The 18347-nt window shown below is 42.2% G+C and carries 22 protein-coding genes; 2 read left to right on the top strand and 20 right to left on the bottom strand.

Going from position 1 to position 18347, the window contains the following annotated elements:
- Positions 1-3: 3 nt before the first annotated feature.
- The 3 genes from M2353_RS02255 to M2353_RS02245 all read right to left on the bottom strand — a co-directional run bounded on the left by M2353_RS02255 (position 4) and on the right by M2353_RS02245 (position 2705).
- Complete coding sequence (locus M2353_RS02255) at positions 4-1041, bottom strand: alpha-ketoacid dehydrogenase subunit beta (protein ID WP_098680548.1); 1038 nt, start codon at positions 1039-1041, stop codon at positions 4-6.
- A 20-nt stretch (positions 1042-1061) separates the two neighbouring features.
- On the bottom strand, positions 1062-2039 hold the full coding sequence (locus tag M2353_RS02250; protein ID WP_061418061.1) for a thiamine pyrophosphate-dependent dehydrogenase E1 component subunit alpha: 978 nt from the start codon (positions 2037-2039) through the stop codon (positions 1062-1064).
- Between the two features lie 192 nt (positions 2040-2231).
- Entirely contained in the window at positions 2232-2705 is a 474-nt protein-coding gene (locus M2353_RS02245) for a SprT family protein (protein ID WP_284724857.1), read from the bottom strand.
- A 99-nt stretch (positions 2706-2804) separates the two neighbouring features.
- On the opposite strand from M2353_RS02245, the gene cmpA reads away from it, so the two are divergent.
- A complete protein-coding gene (cmpA, locus tag M2353_RS02240) occupies positions 2805-2939 on the top strand; it encodes a cortex morphogenetic protein CmpA (RefSeq protein WP_008346893.1) in 135 nt (44 codons plus the stop codon).
- A 19-nt stretch (positions 2940-2958) separates the two neighbouring features.
- Here the strand turns inward: cmpA and M2353_RS02235 are convergent, their stop codons facing one another.
- The 14 genes from M2353_RS02235 to acpS all read right to left on the bottom strand — a co-directional run bounded on the left by M2353_RS02235 (position 2959) and on the right by acpS (position 13944).
- The gene (locus tag M2353_RS02235; RefSeq protein ID WP_060811915.1) at positions 2959-5118 is read right to left on the bottom strand and encodes a Tex family protein; all 2160 of its coding nucleotides are present in this window, start codon (positions 5116-5118) and stop codon (positions 2959-2961) included.
- A 76-nt stretch (positions 5119-5194) separates the two neighbouring features.
- Complete coding sequence (locus M2353_RS02230) at positions 5195-5794, bottom strand: PP2C family serine/threonine-protein phosphatase (RefSeq protein ID WP_024719202.1); 600 nt, start codon at positions 5792-5794, stop codon at positions 5195-5197.
- Positions 5794-6582 (bottom strand): RNA polymerase sigma factor SigB, encoded by a 789-nt coding sequence (gene sigB, locus M2353_RS02225; RefSeq protein ID WP_284724856.1) that lies wholly within the window; start codon positions 6580-6582, stop codon positions 5794-5796. Before sigB ends, M2353_RS02230 begins: the two co-directional genes overlap by 1 nt.
- Positions 6548-7036 carry an anti-sigma B factor RsbW gene (gene rsbW / locus M2353_RS02220; protein WP_007496471.1) on the bottom strand — a complete coding sequence of 163 codons (489 nt, stop codon included), beginning with the start codon at positions 7034-7036 and terminating at the stop codon, positions 6548-6550. The genes sigB and rsbW overlap by 35 nt, the downstream gene beginning before the upstream one ends.
- Positions 7033-7362 (bottom strand): anti-sigma factor antagonist, encoded by a 330-nt coding sequence (locus tag M2353_RS02215; protein WP_017358393.1) that lies wholly within the window; start codon positions 7360-7362, stop codon positions 7033-7035. Before M2353_RS02215 ends, rsbW begins: the two co-directional genes overlap by 4 nt.
- Positions 7363-7421: 59 nt before the next feature.
- Positions 7422-8429 carry a PP2C family protein-serine/threonine phosphatase gene (locus M2353_RS02210; protein WP_017358394.1) on the bottom strand — a complete coding sequence of 336 codons (1008 nt, stop codon included), beginning with the start codon at positions 8427-8429 and terminating at the stop codon, positions 7422-7424.
- A 10-nt stretch (positions 8430-8439) separates the two neighbouring features.
- Entirely contained in the window at positions 8440-8841 is a 402-nt protein-coding gene (locus M2353_RS02205; protein WP_003214085.1) for an anti-sigma regulatory factor, read from the bottom strand.
- A gap of 2 nt (positions 8842-8843) precedes the next feature.
- Positions 8844-9212, bottom strand: coding sequence for an RsbT antagonist protein RsbS (gene rsbS, locus M2353_RS02200; protein WP_003214235.1), 369 nt, complete (start codon positions 9210-9212; stop codon positions 8844-8846).
- A 4-nt stretch (positions 9213-9216) separates the two neighbouring features.
- Entirely contained in the window at positions 9217-10047 is an 831-nt protein-coding gene (locus M2353_RS02195; RefSeq protein WP_017358395.1) for an RsbT co-antagonist protein RsbRA, read from the bottom strand.
- A 114-nt stretch (positions 10048-10161) separates the two neighbouring features.
- Positions 10162-10512: a type II toxin-antitoxin system endoribonuclease NdoA gene (gene ndoA / locus M2353_RS02190; protein ID WP_003214169.1), complete on the bottom strand. Its 351-nt coding sequence runs from the start codon at positions 10510-10512 to the stop codon at positions 10162-10164.
- A gap of 4 nt (positions 10513-10516) precedes the next feature.
- The gene (locus M2353_RS02185) at positions 10517-10798 is read right to left on the bottom strand and encodes a hypothetical protein (protein WP_012008995.1); all 282 of its coding nucleotides are present in this window, start codon (positions 10796-10798) and stop codon (positions 10517-10519) included.
- Between the two features lie 293 nt (positions 10799-11091).
- Entirely contained in the window at positions 11092-12273 is a 1182-nt protein-coding gene (gene alr, locus M2353_RS02180; RefSeq protein ID WP_284724855.1) for an alanine racemase, read from the bottom strand.
- A gap of 128 nt (positions 12274-12401) precedes the next feature.
- Positions 12402-13418 carry an outer membrane lipoprotein-sorting protein gene (locus M2353_RS02175; RefSeq protein ID WP_100325738.1) on the bottom strand — a complete coding sequence of 339 codons (1017 nt, stop codon included), beginning with the start codon at positions 13416-13418 and terminating at the stop codon, positions 12402-12404.
- A 160-nt stretch (positions 13419-13578) separates the two neighbouring features.
- On the bottom strand, positions 13579-13944 hold the full coding sequence (gene acpS, locus M2353_RS02170) for a holo-ACP synthase (RefSeq protein WP_017366663.1): 366 nt from the start codon (positions 13942-13944) through the stop codon (positions 13579-13581).
- A 94-nt stretch (positions 13945-14038) separates the two neighbouring features.
- On the opposite strand from acpS, the gene M2353_RS02165 reads away from it, so the two are divergent.
- Positions 14039-14644, top strand: coding sequence for a rhomboid family intramembrane serine protease (locus M2353_RS02165; RefSeq protein WP_007496491.1), 606 nt, complete (start codon positions 14039-14041; stop codon positions 14642-14644).
- A gap of 56 nt (positions 14645-14700) precedes the next feature.
- On the opposite strand, the gene M2353_RS02160 is transcribed toward M2353_RS02165, so the two are convergent.
- The 3 genes from M2353_RS02160 to cshA form a co-directional block, all read right to left on the bottom strand.
- Positions 14701-16197: a PH domain-containing protein gene (locus M2353_RS02160; RefSeq protein WP_144668450.1), complete on the bottom strand. Its 1497-nt coding sequence runs from the start codon at positions 16195-16197 to the stop codon at positions 14701-14703.
- Positions 16187-16666 (bottom strand): PH domain-containing protein, encoded by a 480-nt coding sequence (locus tag M2353_RS02155; RefSeq protein WP_008346922.1) that lies wholly within the window; start codon positions 16664-16666, stop codon positions 16187-16189. The genes M2353_RS02160 and M2353_RS02155 overlap by 11 nt, the downstream gene beginning before the upstream one ends.
- Positions 16667-16776: 110 nt before the next feature.
- A complete protein-coding gene (cshA, locus tag M2353_RS02150) occupies positions 16777-18267 on the bottom strand; it encodes a degradosome RNA helicase CshA (RefSeq protein ID WP_041507152.1) in 1491 nt (496 codons plus the stop codon).
- Positions 18268-18347: the final 80 nt, after the last annotated feature.

Below are 18347 nucleotides of genomic sequence, written 5' to 3'. Positions count from 1 at the left end.
TCTCTAGTTCAAGATCTTGTCATGACTCTTGCCAATCATCTCTAATACGGTGTTCACAACTTTATCGGGTGTTGGCAAATATATATCTTCAAGAGGCGGTGAAAATGGCACCGGTGTATGAGGAGCCGTCACTTTTTTGATTGGTGCGTCCAGTAAATCAAATCCTTTATCTGCAATCAAAGAAGAGATATCTGCGGCAATTCCGCACCTTGGATTTGCTTCATCAACAATGACAAGTCGATTAGTTTTTTCTACTGAAGTCAGAATGGCCTCTTCATCGAGCGGTGACAAACTTCTTGGATCAATCACTTCCGCTTCAATACCTTGAGCAGACAATTGCTCTGCCGCTTCGAGTGCTGTATACACTTGTTTGCCCACGGCAAAGATGGTTACATCAGATCCCTCTCTCTTCACATCTGCTTGACCAAGCGGCAGTGTGTAATACCTCTCCGGCACATCTCCTGTGATATTGTAAAGCGTCTTGTCTTCAAAAAAGATGACAGGGTCCTGATCCTCGATGGCTGCCAGCAGCAGCCCTTTGGCATCATATGGTGAAGAAGGCACAACTACTTTCAAACCAGGGATGCTTGTAAATAGCGCATACAAACTTTGTGAATGCTGGGCAGCTGCTCTAAAACCCGCCCCATGTGTCGTTCTAATCGTGATAGGCACCTCTGCTTTTCCGCCAAACATGTATCGAAATTTTGCGCCTTGGTTCAGCACTTGGTCCAAACAAGTACCGATAAAATCATTAAACATAAGCTCCGCAATTGGTCTTAATCCTGTTGAAGCAGCTGCCATGGCCGCACCTACATAACCGGCTTCACTAATCGGTGTGTCAAGGACACGCTCACGTCCAAATTCCTGAACGATTCCTTTCGTTACACCAAGAACACCGCCCCATGCTTCATCATCCTGTAAGTGATCTACATGAGCGCCTCCTGCAACATCTTCTCCCATTAAAATGACATCTTCGTCTCTTCTCATTGCCAGTTTAATCGCTTCATTCAAAGCACTAGACATGCTGATTTCTCTTGTCATTTCCCTCTCTCCTTTCAGATTTATTGATACGAAACATACACATCAGTTAGCAATTCAGTATGATCTGGATATTCACTTTCTTCACTGAATCTCACGGCTTCATCTATCGCTTCTGCTACAGACGCTTCAATACTTGATATTTCTTGATCTGTTAGCAGCTGCTGCTTTAATAATTCATTTTTAAAAAGAGTGATGGCATCTTTCTCTTCTTGATGTTCGGTTTTTTCTTGATTGGTTTTGTAGCGCTGAGCGTCTCCTTCAAAATGACCATAATTCCGATATGTCATGCATTCAATCAATGTCGGACCTTCTCCATTTTTTGCTCGTTCTATCGCTTGTTCTGCTGCTTGATAAACGGCTGTCACATCTTTTCCATCTACTTGAATACCCGGAATACCATAACTGGCGGCTCGATCCACAATCGATTTGCAGCTTGAAGCATACGAAAATGGCGTCGCTTCCCCGTAACCATTGTTTTCTGCGATGAAAATGACTGGCAGTTTCCAGATAGCGGCGAGATTGATTCCTTCGTGAAAAGTCCCTTGATTATTAGCACCATCCCCAAAAAAGCAAACGCTTACATTATCTTTCTTTTTATATTTAGCCGTGAGGGCTGCCCCGCACGCAAGTGGAAAGCCGCCTCCAACAATCCCGTTGGCACCGAGCATTCCTTTATCAAAATCTGCAATGTGCATAGATCCACCTTTACCTTTACAAAGACCTGTGGCTTTTCCATAGATTTCTGCCATCATTCCTTTTAGATCACAGCCCTTGGCGATACAATGACCGTGGCCACGGTGTGTACTTGTAATACTGTCTTGTTCATTCAGATGAGCGCAGACTCCTACAGCAACAGCTTCTTCACCAGCATAAAGATGGACAAAACCTGGCAAGATCCCCTTTGTAAAAAGCGTGTGTACTTGATCTTCAAATTGGCGAATTTCCTGCATTTTTTGATACATCCAAACGGCTTTTTCTTTTGTAAGTGCCATTTCCATGATAAAACCTCCTATCTTTTTTGCTTGCACTTCTATACAAGCAAAAAGCGTGCCAACATCATGGCGCTTGAAAGCTTAGGATTTGACCGATTCCCATCGATCAAAAAAGAGACAAAATGAGACTCGCGTCTCTATTTGTCTCAATATGTCTACTTCATCTCACAAAAAAAGCATCCCATAAAGGAATGCATATCACTCTGAACCGATTGTACGCTGCCATTTTAATTTTCCTTTGCAGACGCCGCACACATAACGAGAGGTATCAATTCGCCTTTTCCTGATAAAATACTGATCGCATCCTGTGCAAACATATTCTTGTCGCTTCTGTCCACGTCGTTTATTTTGTACGGTCTTTAGCGCTGTACAAAAACGCGGGGCTCCTACTTGTTTTAATAACTCTTTAAAGGAACGGTCCCGATGCTGATAGCCTTTTCCCTCAAGATGCAGATGATAATGACACAGTTCATGCTTGATGATCCCGATTAATTCTTCTCGTCCATGTTCTTCTAGGTATCGGCGGTTCAATTCGATATTGTGTGTTCCAAGTAAATATCTCCCGCCTGTCGTTTTTAAACGGGGATTGAAAACAGCCTGATGGCGAAACGTCTTACCAAAGAACTCCTCTGAAATGTCTTCTGTTAACTGCTGTAACTCTCTCTCGTTCAATCAAGATCGTTCCTTTCTATAAAAACCTCGAACGGGACAATTTCCTCTTTGCATACATTGAAGGTACACCCACTGTTTTGATCAAAGGAGGAATGGGCGATGCCCAACTGGCTGAAAAATCAGATGCAGAAAGCATTTTATGAGAAAAATCATTATCAAATCAAATTGCTTAATCAATGCTGGTACTTCTATAGAAAAAAACATTCAGTCACATCAAGGCACACCCCATCCTAAGGTGCGCCTCGTTTTTTGTTTACTCTGGTTTTAGCATCGAAAGAGCCACTCGGCCTTTTGCCTGGTCAACGGAGTCTACCCATACGGTCACAATGTCACCAACTGATACCACGTCAAGCGGATGCTTCACAAAGCGATTGCTTAGCTTGGAAATGTGGACAAGTCCATCCTGTTTTACGCCAATATCAACGAATGCGCCGAAGTCTACGACGTTTCTTACCGTTCCTTGCAGCTCCATTCCTTGCTTCAAGTCCTCCAATTTCAACACATCTGTTTTCAAAAGAGGTTTTGGTACTTCATCGCGCGGATCACGCTCAGGTCTTGTCAGTTGATCGATGATATCCTGGAGTGTAATTGGACCAATGTCAAGCTGCTGTGCGGCTTCGTCTAGCTTGACCTCTGCGATTTTCTCTTTTAACTGCTCTGTACCAAGATCGTCTGGCGTCATCTTAATCATGCGTAAAAACTGTTTTGTTTCTTTATAGCTTTCAGGGTGAATACCCGTGCGGTCAAGTGGATCTTGTCCATCTGTGATGCGCAGGAAGCCGATACACTGCTCATAAGTCTTTGCACCAAGCCTTGGGATATCCTTCAGCTCTTTTCTGCTTGTGAATCTCCCAATCTCTTCACGGCGTTTGACGATGTTCCCTGCGACGGCTTTTGAAAGACCTGACACATATTGCAGCAGTGCCTGTGAAGCTGTATTAACGTTCACACCGACTTGGTTAACAACCGTCTCTACCACAAAGGTTAACGAGCTGTTTAATTGCTTTTGACTCACATCGTGCTGGTATTGTCCTACACCGACAGATTTTGGATCTATTTTCACGAGCTCTGCTAATGGATCTTGTAATCTTCTAGCAATGGATATAGCGCTTCGTTCTTCGACTTGCAAGTCTGGAAACTCTTCTCTTGCCAGTGCAGATGCAGAGTATACACTTGCCCCTGCTTCATTCACGATCAAATATGAAACTGGCTGGTCCAGCTCTTGGATCAAGTCTGCGATGAATTGTTCGGTCTCTCTTGAGGCTGTTCCGTTTCCGATCGCAATGACTTCAATGTTGGATGATTGAATGATTTCTTTCACTTTTTGTTTGGCTTCCGCTTTTTTCTGCACAGGCGGGTGCGGATAAATGACGCCAATATGATGGACTTTTCCTGTATCATCCACGACGGCTAATTTACAGCCTGTACGAAACGCAGGGTCCACCCCAAGTACACGTTTCCCTTTCATCGGCGGTTGAAGTAGGAGCTTTCTTAAGTTTTCAGCGAAAATATGAATGGCTTGTTCCTCTGCTTTTTCTGTCAGCTCTTTTCGTATTTCCCGTTCAATTGAAGGCTGAATCAAGCGCTTGTATGCATCATCAATGGCCGCTTCAATGTAAGGCCTCGCCGTCGTTTGCTTGCCTTTTAAGACTTGTTTATCGAGGTAGAAACGAATATTTTCAGCAGGTGGTTCGATGGTTGCTTTCAAAATCCCTTCTTTCTCGCCTCGGTTGACCGCAAGTACACGATGAGGCACAATTTTTTTAATCGGCTCTTGATAGTCGTAATACATTTCATAGACGTTTTTCTCGTCGTTTTCAACGTCTTTTCCTGATGTGACAAGACTTCCCTTTTGGTACGTCTCACTGCGAATCCATTTCCGCATATCAGGATCATCCGCAAGCTGTTCAGCAATGATGTGCTGGGCGCCCTCTAGTGCTTCTTCTGCGGTTGTGACTTCTTTTTCTTCATTAATAAAAGCCGATGCTTTCTTTTTGATCTCATCGTTTGGCAGCTGCAGTAAATACTCCGCAAGCGGCTCAAGTCCTTTTGCTTTGGCTACATTGGCCTTCGTTTTTCGTTTTTGTTTAAATGGTCGATATAAATCTTCGACCTCTTGCAACTTATGCGCCTGTTCGATCTTCTGTTTTAATTCATCTGTTAATTTGTCTTGTTCAGCGATTAAGCGAATCACTTCTTCTTTTCGATTCGTCACATTTTGGATATATGTATAGCGTTCAGAAATGGTTTGAATTTGCACCTCGTCTAGTGAGCCTGTCTGCTCTTTCCGGTAGCGTGCAATAAACGGGACGGTGTTGCCATCCTCTAATAGCTGGATCACACTTCCAATTTGTTTTGTTGAAAGCTTTAATTCTGTCGCAATTTGTTTCAATAAAAAGTCAGATGTCTTCATACTTTGCATCCTCTCACTGTGTCTTCTCTTTTAGTGTATCAAAAAAACCGGCAAAACAGAAAAAAGGTCAGCTATTTCATGTAAGCTGACCAAGTACATAGGTGAGATCGTCTTTCTTGTCTTGTGTGTATGTTTCAAGTTCTTTTGCGATGTCTGCAACTGAATGGCTATGCTTTAAACACATTCGCATGTTTGGCACATTCAGCCCGTCTGAATACATAATGAATGTCGAACCTTTTTCGTAGGAATAGGTGTATGTTTTGTATTTTCTAGGTTTACCTGATAGATATCCTGATGTCGGAAGTGGATAAATATAGTCGCCAGAAGGTGCATTCAAGATAAAACGAATGTTACCAACCGAACAATAGGTAAACTGCTGTTGGGAAAAATTCACCTTTAATATGGCTACAGTGGCCCCGCGTTTATTTTTCATGGCCTGATTGCATCTATCAATGAGGGTTATTACATCCTCATGTCCATATTCTTCGACAATTTCGCTGACTAAAGAAGATGATTCATTGGCGAACTGGCCGCTGCCTAATCCGTCTGCTACAGCACAAATTAGTTCTTCATCATCTGCTTTAATAAAAAAACTGTCCCCGCAGCATGATTTTCCTTCTTTGTTCGATTGATAGATAATGGCGTTTACATGCTCATGCTGTTCGATCTGCTTCATTACCCTAGCTCCATAGACACATCTTCTGACAATGCATCTCGTAGCTTTTTAACTGCCTTCCGCTGCAGCCTTGATACATGCATTTGAGATATGCCGAGTAAATCGCCTGTTTCTTTCTGGCTTTTATTTTGCAAATACGTGAGATTGATAATTTCTTTTTCTCTATCTGTCAGAACGTGAAGCACACTTTCAAGCATCATTTTTTGGTTTACACGTTCGTACCCTTCTTCTTGTGAGCCGACGACGTCTAAAATCGTCACAGTGCTTCCTTCAGAATCTGCCTCTACGCCTTGGTCAACAGACAGCGCTTGATAGCTTTTGCCCATCTCCATTGTTTCAAGAACTTCTTCTTCTGTTACATCTAGATATTCTGCGATTTCTTGTACTTTAGGTGACTTTTGCGTTTCCGTTGTCAGGTGATCAACTGCCATCTTGATTCTTGGTCCAAGCTCTTTAATTCGTCTTGGTACATGGACACTCCATGTTTTATCACGTAAAAAGCGTTTGATTTCCCCGATAATGGTTGGAATGGCAAATGCCTCAAATGATTTACCGACAAGTGGATCATAACGCTTAATTGCGCCAAGTAGACCAATCATTCCAACTTGTCTTAAATCCTCATGAAAGCTTTTTCCTTTGGAGTATTTCTTCGCGAGCATATCCACAAGGTTTGTATAACACTCAACTAGTGTCAGCTGCGCCTGCTCGTCTTGGTTGGATTGATAGCTTTGAATGAGGCGATCCACTTCATCTTTAGTTAGTTTCATAGTTTTGGATGGTTGTGTCATGGTCAACTCGCTCCCTGTTTAAAAACTTTGTCATCGCCACGGTAACTCCGGAGTTTGCTTGCACCTCGACTTCATCCATCAATGTTTGCATTAAGTATAAACCAAGACCTCCTTCTGCCAATTGATCCACCGTATGAGCAGATGTGTACGGCCCTAGGTCTTCCTGCTTTTGCTTAAAGTCAAAGCTACCGCCTTTATCAGCGACAATGATTTCTAGACGATCTTCATAGACAAGAAAGCGAACCGCTACCTCTCCATCTTCGCCATCTGCACCTTTATAGGCATGCTGAACTGCATTTGTACATGCCTCACTGACGGCAATTTTCAAGTCCTCAATCTCTTCGTAGGCATAGCCCATCCGGCTTGCAACGCCTGAAAGAGTCAGACGAATGATGCCTACGTATTCTGGTTTCGCCGGTATTTTCATCTCGATTAGATCTACTGATTCGTTCATTGTACCCCACCCTCTGACTTTGCAGAAATGTCAATGATGTCCTTTAATCCAGTAATTTCAAACAACCTTACAAGCCGCTCTGACAAGTTCTCAAGCTTTAGTGTTCCACCTGCTTTTTGAGCTGCTTTAAACAACCCAACAAATACACCTAATCCTGTACTATCCATATACGTAACATCCTTCAAACAGATCTCTAGATGCTCGCCCGCCTCGGCTTTAGGCATGAGTGTTTCTCTTAGCTGAGGAGCAGAGTACACATCGATTTCTCCACTAACACTAATTTTCGTTTTTTGATCTATTTGATGCTCTTTTACAGACATATTCATTATGCATTCACCTCGAAATTCTTGTTTCCTTGAATTTTATATACCCGTCTATGCACTTTCTAAACCTTCCTTTTGAGGACAAGTAACGTAAAATCATCATGCAGCTGAAATTCTTGCAGCTTGAGTAAGCTGTCATAGATGGAATCCACCATTTCCTGAGCTGAATAGGATAGGTTCTCAGATATCAGGGCTTTGATATCCTCACGCTCTAGGAAGCCATCCTCCGATTTGGATTCTGTGACACCATCAGAGAATAAGATCACCATATCCCCTACGTCCAAATGCTTCTCATACTGCTTATAATCAAAATCTGGTGCAATTCCAAGCACAAGACCCTTCGCATCTAAATCGTAAAATTGATTCTCTTTTTTGCAATAGAAAAAGCCCGGCTCATGTCCAGCCGATGCGTACTTAAATTCATGTGTTTCTTTATTATAGCTGCCATAAAACATGGTGATAAACATGCTTGGGTCTACGTTTTGCTCGACCACACGATTAAGGGTTTTGAGCACTTTCGTTGGGCCGCTTCCTGACTCTGGCAAGGAGTCCATCGCATACTTAATCATCGACATACAGAGCGCAGCTGGAATGCCTTTCCCAATGACGTCTGCAATCGCGATATTGATTGTATCGTGATCTGTTACGAAATGGTAATAATCCCCGCTCATCTGTTTTGCCGGCACACTGATGGCTCCGATATCAAATGTGTCTCCTTCTGGAATTTTCGTTTCCAGAAGGGTTTGCTGAACATTTGCAGCAATTTCAATTTCCGACTTAATTTCTTGCTGGATGCCTCTTAGTGTTAAATGCTCCTGGTAGGCAAGTCCGTATCCAATCATGACTTCAATTAAGAAGTCTAGTGAATGAAAGACATCTTCCGGCAAATCAGGGTAAAGCTCCTGAATCACTTTTCGGTGAACACTCACTATTTCTTCAGGAGGTATTTGATGCTCAATGGTTTTACGGCTAAATTTTTGAGCTTGATAAAGCGATGTTTCAGTTAAATCACTGATATAACGACTGAGCAGCTGATGGTATCGCTGCTCCATTACCTCCTTAAAATCCATGGTTTCCCTCCTAGCGAAGCCACTTGACAGCTTGTATCTCAGTTCCTTGTTCTGGTGCGGAATCTAATTTAAATTCATCCATCAGTCTTCTGACGCCCGGCAAGCCTGCTCCGAGTCCGCCTGATGTAGAAAATCCGTCTTCCATTACTTTACGTATATCCATGATGCCAGGCCCCTCATCGGCTGCGATGACTTTGAGTCCACGCTTTCCGCGCTCCATCACTTCTTCTATACAAATCTGACCTTTACCAGCGTATAAATAGATGTTTCGAGCTAATTCTGAAATGGCCGTCGTAATTCTTGCTTGGTCAACTGTTCCAAAACCAAGTTCTTTTGCAACATTCCGCCCCAATTGTCTTGCTGCGACTATGTCCCATTCCGTCAATATTTTTACACAGGATTGGTCTTTCATATCTATTCCCCCAATTCCCGCTTCAGTGTCTCAAGCCCTTGTTCAAGATCTAGTGCTGTCTGAATTTCTTCCAGTGAAATGCCAAGTTCAATAAGCGTCACGGCGACTGCCGGCTGTATTCCTGTTAATACAACTTTTGCCCCCATGAGCTTGGACATGGTGATCACATCGCCTAATACCTTTGCGATAAATGAATCAATCATATCGACGGATGTTAAGTCAATGACCACACCGTTTGCTCCTGTTTCATGAATTTTATTCAGTAAGTCTTCTTGAAAGTGAAGAGCTGTTTGATCATCAAGCTCCCACTGTATTGAAATCAGAAGACAATTATATAATTTTAAGATTGGAATCTTCGGGTGATTTCTCAATTGGTTATCCCTCCAATGAAACAATTTTTCGATTTGTCATTTCCAAAGCAGTTTGAATTCCTTTTTGAAGGGTATTCTTTGTTGTAACCTGAGATAAATCAATTCCAAGGTTAACGATCGTTTGGGCTATTTCTGGGCGAATACCGACAAGTAAACACTTCGCTCCTACTAATCTCACAGCCTCTGACGCTTGAATAATATGGTGTGCCACCATTGTGTCTACGACAGGTACACCCGTGATATCAATCAAGACGACCTGTGAGCGATGTTTGACGACACCATTAAGCAGGTTCTCCATAATTTTTTTCGCACGATCTGTATCAATTGTGCCAACAAGTGGCATGACGGTGATGTGCTCAAACACAGGGATTAGCGGGGCAGAAAGTTCCTGCAGCGCAATTTTTTGAAGGCTGACGGTTTTTTCCCATGAGATGGAATACTGGTTTAAGATCTCATTATGGATGGGTGTGATGAATCGATCGATTTGCCAGATGAGGTCATGACTTTCTTGTGTTGTATCTTTGTCATCGTTCATTTTTTCATATAAATGTGTACGGATTTCCGTTAGACCGTTTGCCAGTAACTTAAGTGATATACCCATTTGAACGATTTTCAAAGCAAAATTTTGCACTTTTTCTTCAAAATCCTCATGATCCCCCTCTGAAAGGGATGTAATGATGAGTTGAACATATTCCGAACAGATGGTTTCATACATTTTGTCGTTCAGCATCATGTCCGTTTCTTTTTCTCCGAGTCGTTTTAAAATGTCCGTCCACTCTGTTTCTAATTCCTTTTGGTGCTTTCTTGCAAAAGCTAACACGATATGATTCGACATGTTTTACCCCCTACTTACATTTAAAGCTCTTCTTTAGTCTTTCTTCATTATAACGTTAAAAAAAATTGAACACAAAAAAAGTTGCTCCCAATAGAGCAACCAAGTATCACCATATTAAAAATCAATAAGAGCCAAACTAACTTGTAAGGCTTCATCAACCTTCTCCATCATCTCATCATCAAGATGTGTGATTTTATCTGTCAATCTTTGTTTATCGATCGTACGAATCTGTTCCAAAAGAATGACAGAATCCCGTTCAAAGCCGTAGCGCTTTGCATTAATTTCGACGTGAGTCGGTAATTTCGCTTTTTGTATTTGGGCTGTTATGGCTGCAACGATAGCAGTCGGGCTGAAGCGATTTCCAATGTCATTTTGAATCACCAATACCGGGCGAACCCCGCCCTGCTCGGAGCCAACAACAGGAGATAAATCAGCAAAGTAAACATCACCGCGTTTAACAATCAAATGTTTAACCCCCGCTGACTAATCGCTCAACTGTATTCTCAGCCTCAAATTCTGCGTATTGTGCCTCTGAAGAGATATTCAGATTAATTTTCGCCATCTCCATGTAGCCGCGTCTCATCGATTCACGATTTTGTCGAATATTACGTTCACGAATATACGTTTTTGTCGCTCGGTAGATCAATTCATTTCTTGTTACCTTATCCTGCTCTGCTACTCGTTCGATCTCAGACATCAAAGTCTCCGGCAGTCGAATCTTCATTTCGTTTGTTGCGCTGGATTCAGACAAAAAACATACACCTCCACAAAACTTACGGATACCGTATCGATCCATTCCAAGACTAATCATACCATTATTCAATGCACAAGCAAAGCTGTTTTTTCATGATTTCTTATTAGAACATGAAGCGGCTCGCCACCCGTAAATCAAGATGATAATGGAGTTCCTCTTTCCCATTATACGCTTTTTTCCGAAAATCATACGGTATTTCCAAAATCTCTAAAAAAGGGAGAATGTTTATGATGCCTTTGTAGAATAAAAGAGAACGATGTCAGTTTGAACATCGTTCCCGTGGATGTTGTTTATAAAAAGCTTGGACCGCCTTGAAGCAACGGATTTCGTACATGAACCCTTTCGCCGTCCTCTATATAGACTCTTGGGACGCGGTAGCCAACAGAACAAGTGACTTCGTAGTTAATGGTTTCAAGCCGCTTGGCTATTTCATCGACAGATATCCTGTCTTCGCCTTGTGTCCCGATGAGCACGACTGGCTCCCCTGCCGGAATGTCCTTTTTCAAATCAACCATGAATTGATCCATACACACCCTTCCGGCAATCTTTCGGCGTTTTCCGCCAACGAGCACTTCTGTTCCGGCAAGCTTCCTGATCCAGCCGTCTGCATACCCAATTGGAATTGTACCAATCCATGTATCTTGATTCGCTGTATAAGTTGCACCATAGCTCACGCTCTCACCCTTTTGAATGGGCTTTACATGTGCAAGTTTTGTATGAAGAGATAATGCTTCTTCCAGTTGAAACGGCAATTCATCTTTGATTTCTTCCGACGGCGACAGCCCGTACATACTGATGCCAAAACGAACCATATTAAATAAAGTGTCTTTAAACCTTAGACCTGCTGCACTGTTGGCGCAATGAATGAGCAGTTTGTCCGTATGAAGCGGTTGAAGCAATGTTTTAAACGTATCAACCTGCATACCGAAGTAGTTTTCATCTTTTTCATCCGCTGTGGCAAAGTGAGTAAATACTCCTTCCAGCTGTAAAAAAGAATGATTGTGGACAAGCTCTTTTACTTCGCTCACCTGCTCGATTGTTTTCACACCTAACCGATTCATGCCGCTGTCGATTTTCAAGTGGAAACGAATGGGTTGTCCCATCTGCCCTTTCATCACTTTGACGACTTCTCTTAGCCAATCGATCGAGTAAGCAGTCATGATAACGTTGTATCTAACGGCGACTTTGACATACTCTGCCGGTACTGCGCCGAGCACAAGAATAGGTGCTTTTACACCTTTATTTCTTAAAGAAATGGCTTCATCTAAAAAAGCGACGGCTAACAGGTCTGCTCCTGCTTCGAGGGCAGCTCTTGCCACTTCTATATCTCCATGTCCATATGCATTGGCTTTCACAACAGCCATTAGTTGGACGCTTTGACCAATATGGTCTTTCATATGTGAAACATTATGCTTGATTGCTGTTAAATCAATTTCTGCCCATGTGTCTCTATAAAAGGCATTTGTGTCCATTCATCACACTTCCCTATTGAATGATTCAATACTTCATTATGATACTAAAAATCCAGAATAATGTGAAACAACTCAAAGAAAATCAGCCCCTGCACAGGGCTGATTTGTTGTTATGTTAAGAATCTCGCCTATTTCGCTGACTGGCCTTCTACACTCTTTGCAACCATCAAGAGCTCTTCCTTCGATAGATCACTTGAAGAAATCAAGTAGTCAACTCCATCAGATGTCCAAGAAAGAGATTTGTCTGTCAGAACACCCACTGTCATGCCAAGATCGACTGGCTCACCATTCATCGTCACAGGCGTAGACGCTTCTGCTACCCGCGCTTTTTCCTGAATGAGCGTGAAGGATTTCTTTCCGCCATACGTCATCACATAACGCTTCCCGGCATCTGTCATCATTTCTTTCTCTTCCATCTTTTTCACACCCTCTGGTATGTCAACTGGTGTTTTCACCGCAAAGCTGTCAGATGGATCTGCACTTGTGGCAACATCCATTTGAGAAAGTGTCATATTTTTCTTCTCATCAAAGGCGTCTTTGTCAAAGGATTTGTTGAATTCAAAGTGAGAGAATTCTACTTTCACCATTGGCTTTTTATCGCTGTCCAGTACTTTCACACTGGCAGGCGCCATTGTTTTTTTATGAAAGGTAATCTCTTGGGTCGGCAGCATTTGGTTGTGCTGATAGTTGGTTTTTGTTTCAAAAACGTACTTCGACTCTTTTGCTTTGAACTGAGCTGCACTGTCATTTTTAATGTCTTTCACAAGTGATTCAAATAAATACACCTGACTGCTGTTGTTCGGCCAATCGCTATGGAAGCGGAAGCTTTTGTTTAATGAAGGTGTCAGCACAAATACACCATTGCCATTTCTTAAAATGACTTGACTCTGATCCTTTTTCGGATTTTCTAAGTAGACACGGTAAAGCTCCGGCTTCTTGTACCAAATTTCCACATGGTATTCCTGCGGATCATTTCCTGTCTCAATGGTCATTTTTGCTTTGGCTTTGTATGATGTCATTTCCTCTGCCTTTTTGTTTAGATCTCCAACGATATCCTGTTGAGATTTTTGACCGCATGCGGAGAGAATCAGTACAAAAAGGATCCCCGTTACAAGCAAAACAAAGCTTTTTCTCACCCTTTTCAACCCCTTCGTTAATTGTGTTAAAAGGAAGAAACCGCTTGTTTGACTTTAACAGTACGCCTCAAGAGTTAACTGCGTACCGCGAACCATCAAAGCCTGTTAGCAACTCGCCCTTCCTTATCGCACTACCCAATATATGAAGGGGGGACAAACAATATGCAGACTAGCTTGACAACCTTTCAATTAAAACTTGTGCTGCAGCATATTCTTTTGTGTGTGTAATGGATACATGAACGTAGTCTTCTTTTGTTTTCTCACTTTTGATAAGAGGTTTTCCGTTCGCATCTTTTTGTATCTCGATGTCGTGAAAGCTGACATACTGACCAATTCCCGTACCGTATGCTTTTGCGAATGCTTCCTTCGCCGCAAAACGGCCTGCTAGAAACTCCAGCTGTCTCTTTTCACTTAGTGTGCGAAAGACTTCCTGTTCACGTAAAGTCAAAATTCGTTCTGGTAAACGGGGCTGCCTGCTAAGCACTCGTGACAGCCGGCCGATCTCTACAATATCCATACCGATTCCTTTAATCATGAGGTACCTCCTATGATACTCGTACTAATTTGGTTGTTCGCTTCATAAACGTGTTACTATAAACTTACCATTATCTAGTCAAAAGGGGTTTGTTATGTTTATTCGAACGGAGAGCTTTCAACAATTTATTAGATCGTATCCAATCGTAACAGCGATCCTTGCTTTGCAAATCGGCCTATGGCTTTTATTTGCGATCCCTATTCCAATGATCCAGCTTGGGCAGGACCATCTCGTTGGTTTTAATTATGGTGTTGCAGCAGGAGAATGGTGGCGGCTTTTAACGCCTATTTTTCTTCACGGAAGTCTGACACATATTCTGTTCAATTCCATGTCGCTCTTCCTATTCGCTCCAGCACTTGAGTATTTGCTTGGAAAGGTTCGATTTCTTGTGATTTATCTGGGTGCTGGATTCATTGGCAATCTCGGAACCTATTGGGTGGAGCCTTTAGAGTACGTACATGTCGGGGCTTCTGGTGCGATATTTGGTTTATTTGGCGTCTATCTTTATCTTGTCCTATTTAAACCGCATATGATGGACCGTGGTAATTCTCAGGTCATCTTAACGATTCTCGGCGTTTCTGTCATTATGACGTTCGTCAACTCGAACATCAACATCATGGCCCACTTATTTGGATTGATAGGCGGCATGATCCTAGCACCGATCACCCTATTCTTCCATTCAAAAAAACGACGCTATTAAGCTCATAAAAAATGTCGATCACTCCGTTTAACGGGAGCTGATCGACATTTTTTGGTTTAAGTTGATTGATTCGTTTCATAGGAATACCAATCGCATACACGTGCAGCATCTTCCTCTTCAAGGTGATGCACACCAAAGGAATCAAGCAAGGCAGAGGACTTCACAAAGGTGTGAATACTTGCCACCCGCCCTTTCTTTTGAAAATAGGATTGGGTCATCGTATAGTTTTGCATTCGTTTTCTTAAAACAATTCCGGTGGTCTTGCCGATACCTCTTGTCGTTAATTGAATCAGTTGATCTTTGATCACATATCCTGATTGTTTATAGGCTAAATACCCAAAAAACAAGGCAAACGGTAATGGAATCAGCGCCAAATATCCCCATGGTGGAAAACGTACAGAAAGGATTATACCTACAAGTAATGGAACAAATCCGTAAGATATCAGATAACGTTTTAGTGAACGCTTCGGCACTTTTTTCAATTCACTTTCTGGTGCCAGCTGATATTGATCTGTAAATTGCGTTAACAATTCATTGATTTTTTTCTTCCGTATGAGTGGAAATAAGACAGAAGAAGTCTCTTTTTCTGTAATGGAACCTCCTGCGCTGACAAGCATGACCGTCGCAAAACCAAATGGTTCACGCAGAATATTTTCTTTGATTTTCACTGCTTGAATTCTCGCAAGCGGAATGGTCATTTGATGCCTTTCGATGAGTCCTCTTGTGATGATGATGTCTTTCCCTTTTCGTTTTGCGTTAAAATTCGCATATTGAAGGGCTGTTACCCCAACACTAAGAATCCACGCAATCAATACGGCAATAAATATGAGAATCGCATAAATCTCAACACTCGCATGACTTAAAAAAGAAAACCGTTTGAAGAATCCGTCCAAAGGCAGAATTTCATCTATTTGTGTGTAAATGGCGAGACACCCAGAAATAATGACGCCGATTCCGCTTGAAGTGGTCGCAGCCAAAAGCAGCTCTGGTATACCCATTCGGTAGGAAACACTGATTTCTTTTTCTACAGGCTGTTGCGCTGTCAGAGGATCAGGGAGATCTAAATTTTCATCATTCATTTCTTCTTGTTGCAAGCTTTTCTTCCGGTTGAAAATCGATTGCTTTAATTGCTCAGCTTCTGCTTTTGTAATGGCCGTCAGGCTCACTTCAGGTCCATCCGTCCCGCCTGCCGTTTCGATTTGCACCCGAACCAAACCGAAAATCCGCTGGAAGATGCCTTCACTTGTATTCACCGTTTGAATTCGTTCTAACGAGATATACTTTTTCTTTTTGGTGATGACACCTGATTCTACTCGAAATTCATCGTCTTCCATTCGATAGGTGAATCTTCTCCATGCTAAAACGGTTGAAACAGCTTTCCATAAAAGAAGCACACCAAGAATGATAAACGCATAAAAACGAATACTTGAATTCGAGTTCACAAAAATAAGCACGAAAAAAGGGATAATGAAGTTTTTGATCATGGATACGGCATCTGATATAAAATCAATGAACATCGAGATTGGATGTACACGTTTTGGTTCAGACATCATCTTCCGTCACCCTTGCTAATCGAGATATGTAATCGCGAAGCTCATCTGCCTCTTCTAATTCCAGTGCCGGAATATCATGCACTGTCGCAGCAGTAGAAATTTGAACAGATGCCAACCGGTAGCGCCTTAAAAGCGGCCCTTGGGATGTATCCACATGCTGAACACGTACCATTGGCACAATGACACGTGTGACACGTATCAGTCCGTGCTGTATTTCAATTTCGTTCTCAAATACTTCGTAGCGCCAGATGTGATGGCGGATTTTCGGTATGAGCCAGATTCCGAAGATGACCTGTAAAATCCACAAACCGATGAGGATGGCTCCAATCCAATATGGCCATTGAAAATAATAACTAGCTACAAATACCCCAATGATGATGAATAAGAAAATCAATGAGATAATTCCATTTTGAAGACGCCATACTTTTAATCCATTTAAGCTGATTTGACGTTGCGGCTGTTTTCTCACATTCTTCCCCCATTCTCTTACTTTTCTATCAATATATTACGAAAGAAAGCCTAAAAAGTTTCATTAGGCCTGTTAAAAAAAGCGAACCCTGCAAAGGATTCGCTTTTGAATTAGTTGTTATAAGATTTCTTTTGACGACGATCGTTAGAAGAACGATTGCGGTCATTTGAAGAACGCTTTTTATCACCGTAAGATGAACGGCTTTTTCCGCGATAGCCGCCTCCGCCGCCACCGTCTCTACGTTTTGAAGAGCTGCGGTTGTTACGATTGCGTTTTGAAACCATTGGTGCTTCATCTGTCAAACGAACAGGCGTTGCATCTGGCTCTTTTGTCATCATTTTGATGGCAGCCGCAACCACTGTAACAGAATCATGATCTTCTAATAATTCAGCAGCTGCTGTCATGTAGAAGTTTAAGTTGTTTTCACTGATGATTGTGCGCAGACGATCAATGGTTACTTGTTGTTGTCCTTCGATTGCCTCATCTAGTGTTGGTTCTTTCATACGATCCATTTTACGCTTAGTCGTTTGCTCGATCGCACGAAGCATATCTTTTTCACGTGGTGTGATGAATGTCATCGCCATACCTGTACGTCCAGCACGTCCAGTACGACCAATACGGTGTACATAGCTTTCTGGATCTTGTGGCACGTCAAAGTTATACACGTGTGTTACGCCTGAAATATCAAGTCCACGTGCTGCAACGTCTGTTGCTACAAGCACATCGATTGAACCTTCTTTGAATTTACGAAGCGCAACCATACGTTTCGCTTGAGTCAAGTCACCATGAATTCCTTCAGCTGTATAACCTCTAAGGTTCAGTGCTTCAGTCAATTCGTCAACACGGCGCTTTGTACGGCCGAAGACAATTGAAAGCTCAGGTGATTGAATGTCAAGAAGACGAGTCAATGTATCAAACTTTTTACGTTCATGGATATCCAAGTAGAACTGCTGGATGTTAGATACAGTCATTTCTTTCGCTTTTACTTTTACGTGTTCTGGGTTTGTCATGAAACGTTCTGCAATACGCTTAATTGGTGCAGGCATTGTCGCAGAGAATAAAAGTGTTTGGTGTTCACTTGGTACATTTGAAAGGATCGATTCAATGTCTTCGATGAAACCCATGTTTAGCATTTCGTCTGCTTCATCAAGCACGACTGTTTCAACATTTTGAAGACGCATTGTACGACGGTTAATGTGATCGAGTAAACGTCCTGGAGTCCCTACGATGATATGAGGATTTTTCTTGAGCGAACGGATTTGGCGACCGATATCTTGTCCACCGTAAATCGGAAGTACGCGCGCACGCTTGTCTTGGCCAATTTTGTATAGCTCTTCAGATACTTGAATCGCTAATTCTCTTGTTGGCGCAATAATAATCGCTTGGATATTTGGAGACGCTGGGTCGATTTTTTCTACAAGAGGAATACCAAACGCTGCAGTTTTTCCTGTTCCTGTTTGTGCTTGTCCAATGACATCTTTATTCTGAAGACCGAGAGGAATTGTTTCCGCTTGAATCGGTGTTGCTTCTTCAAATCCCATGCGGTTAATAGCTTTCATGAGACTTTCGCTTAATTGAAAATCTTGAAACGTTATAGTCAAATTATTCAAACTCCTTCTAATTGCTGTTTCAGTAATCTCGTGAATGATCATTAAAAACTGCCCTTTGTATGAAAGGACAG

The sequence above is a fragment of the Bacillus aerius genome (assembly GCF_029894105.1).
Lineage (GTDB): Bacteria > Bacillota > Bacilli > Bacillales > Bacillaceae > Bacillus > Bacillus altitudinis.
The sequence above is the reverse complement of the archived record's forward strand: the minus strand, read 5'-3'. Positions and strand labels throughout refer to the sequence as shown.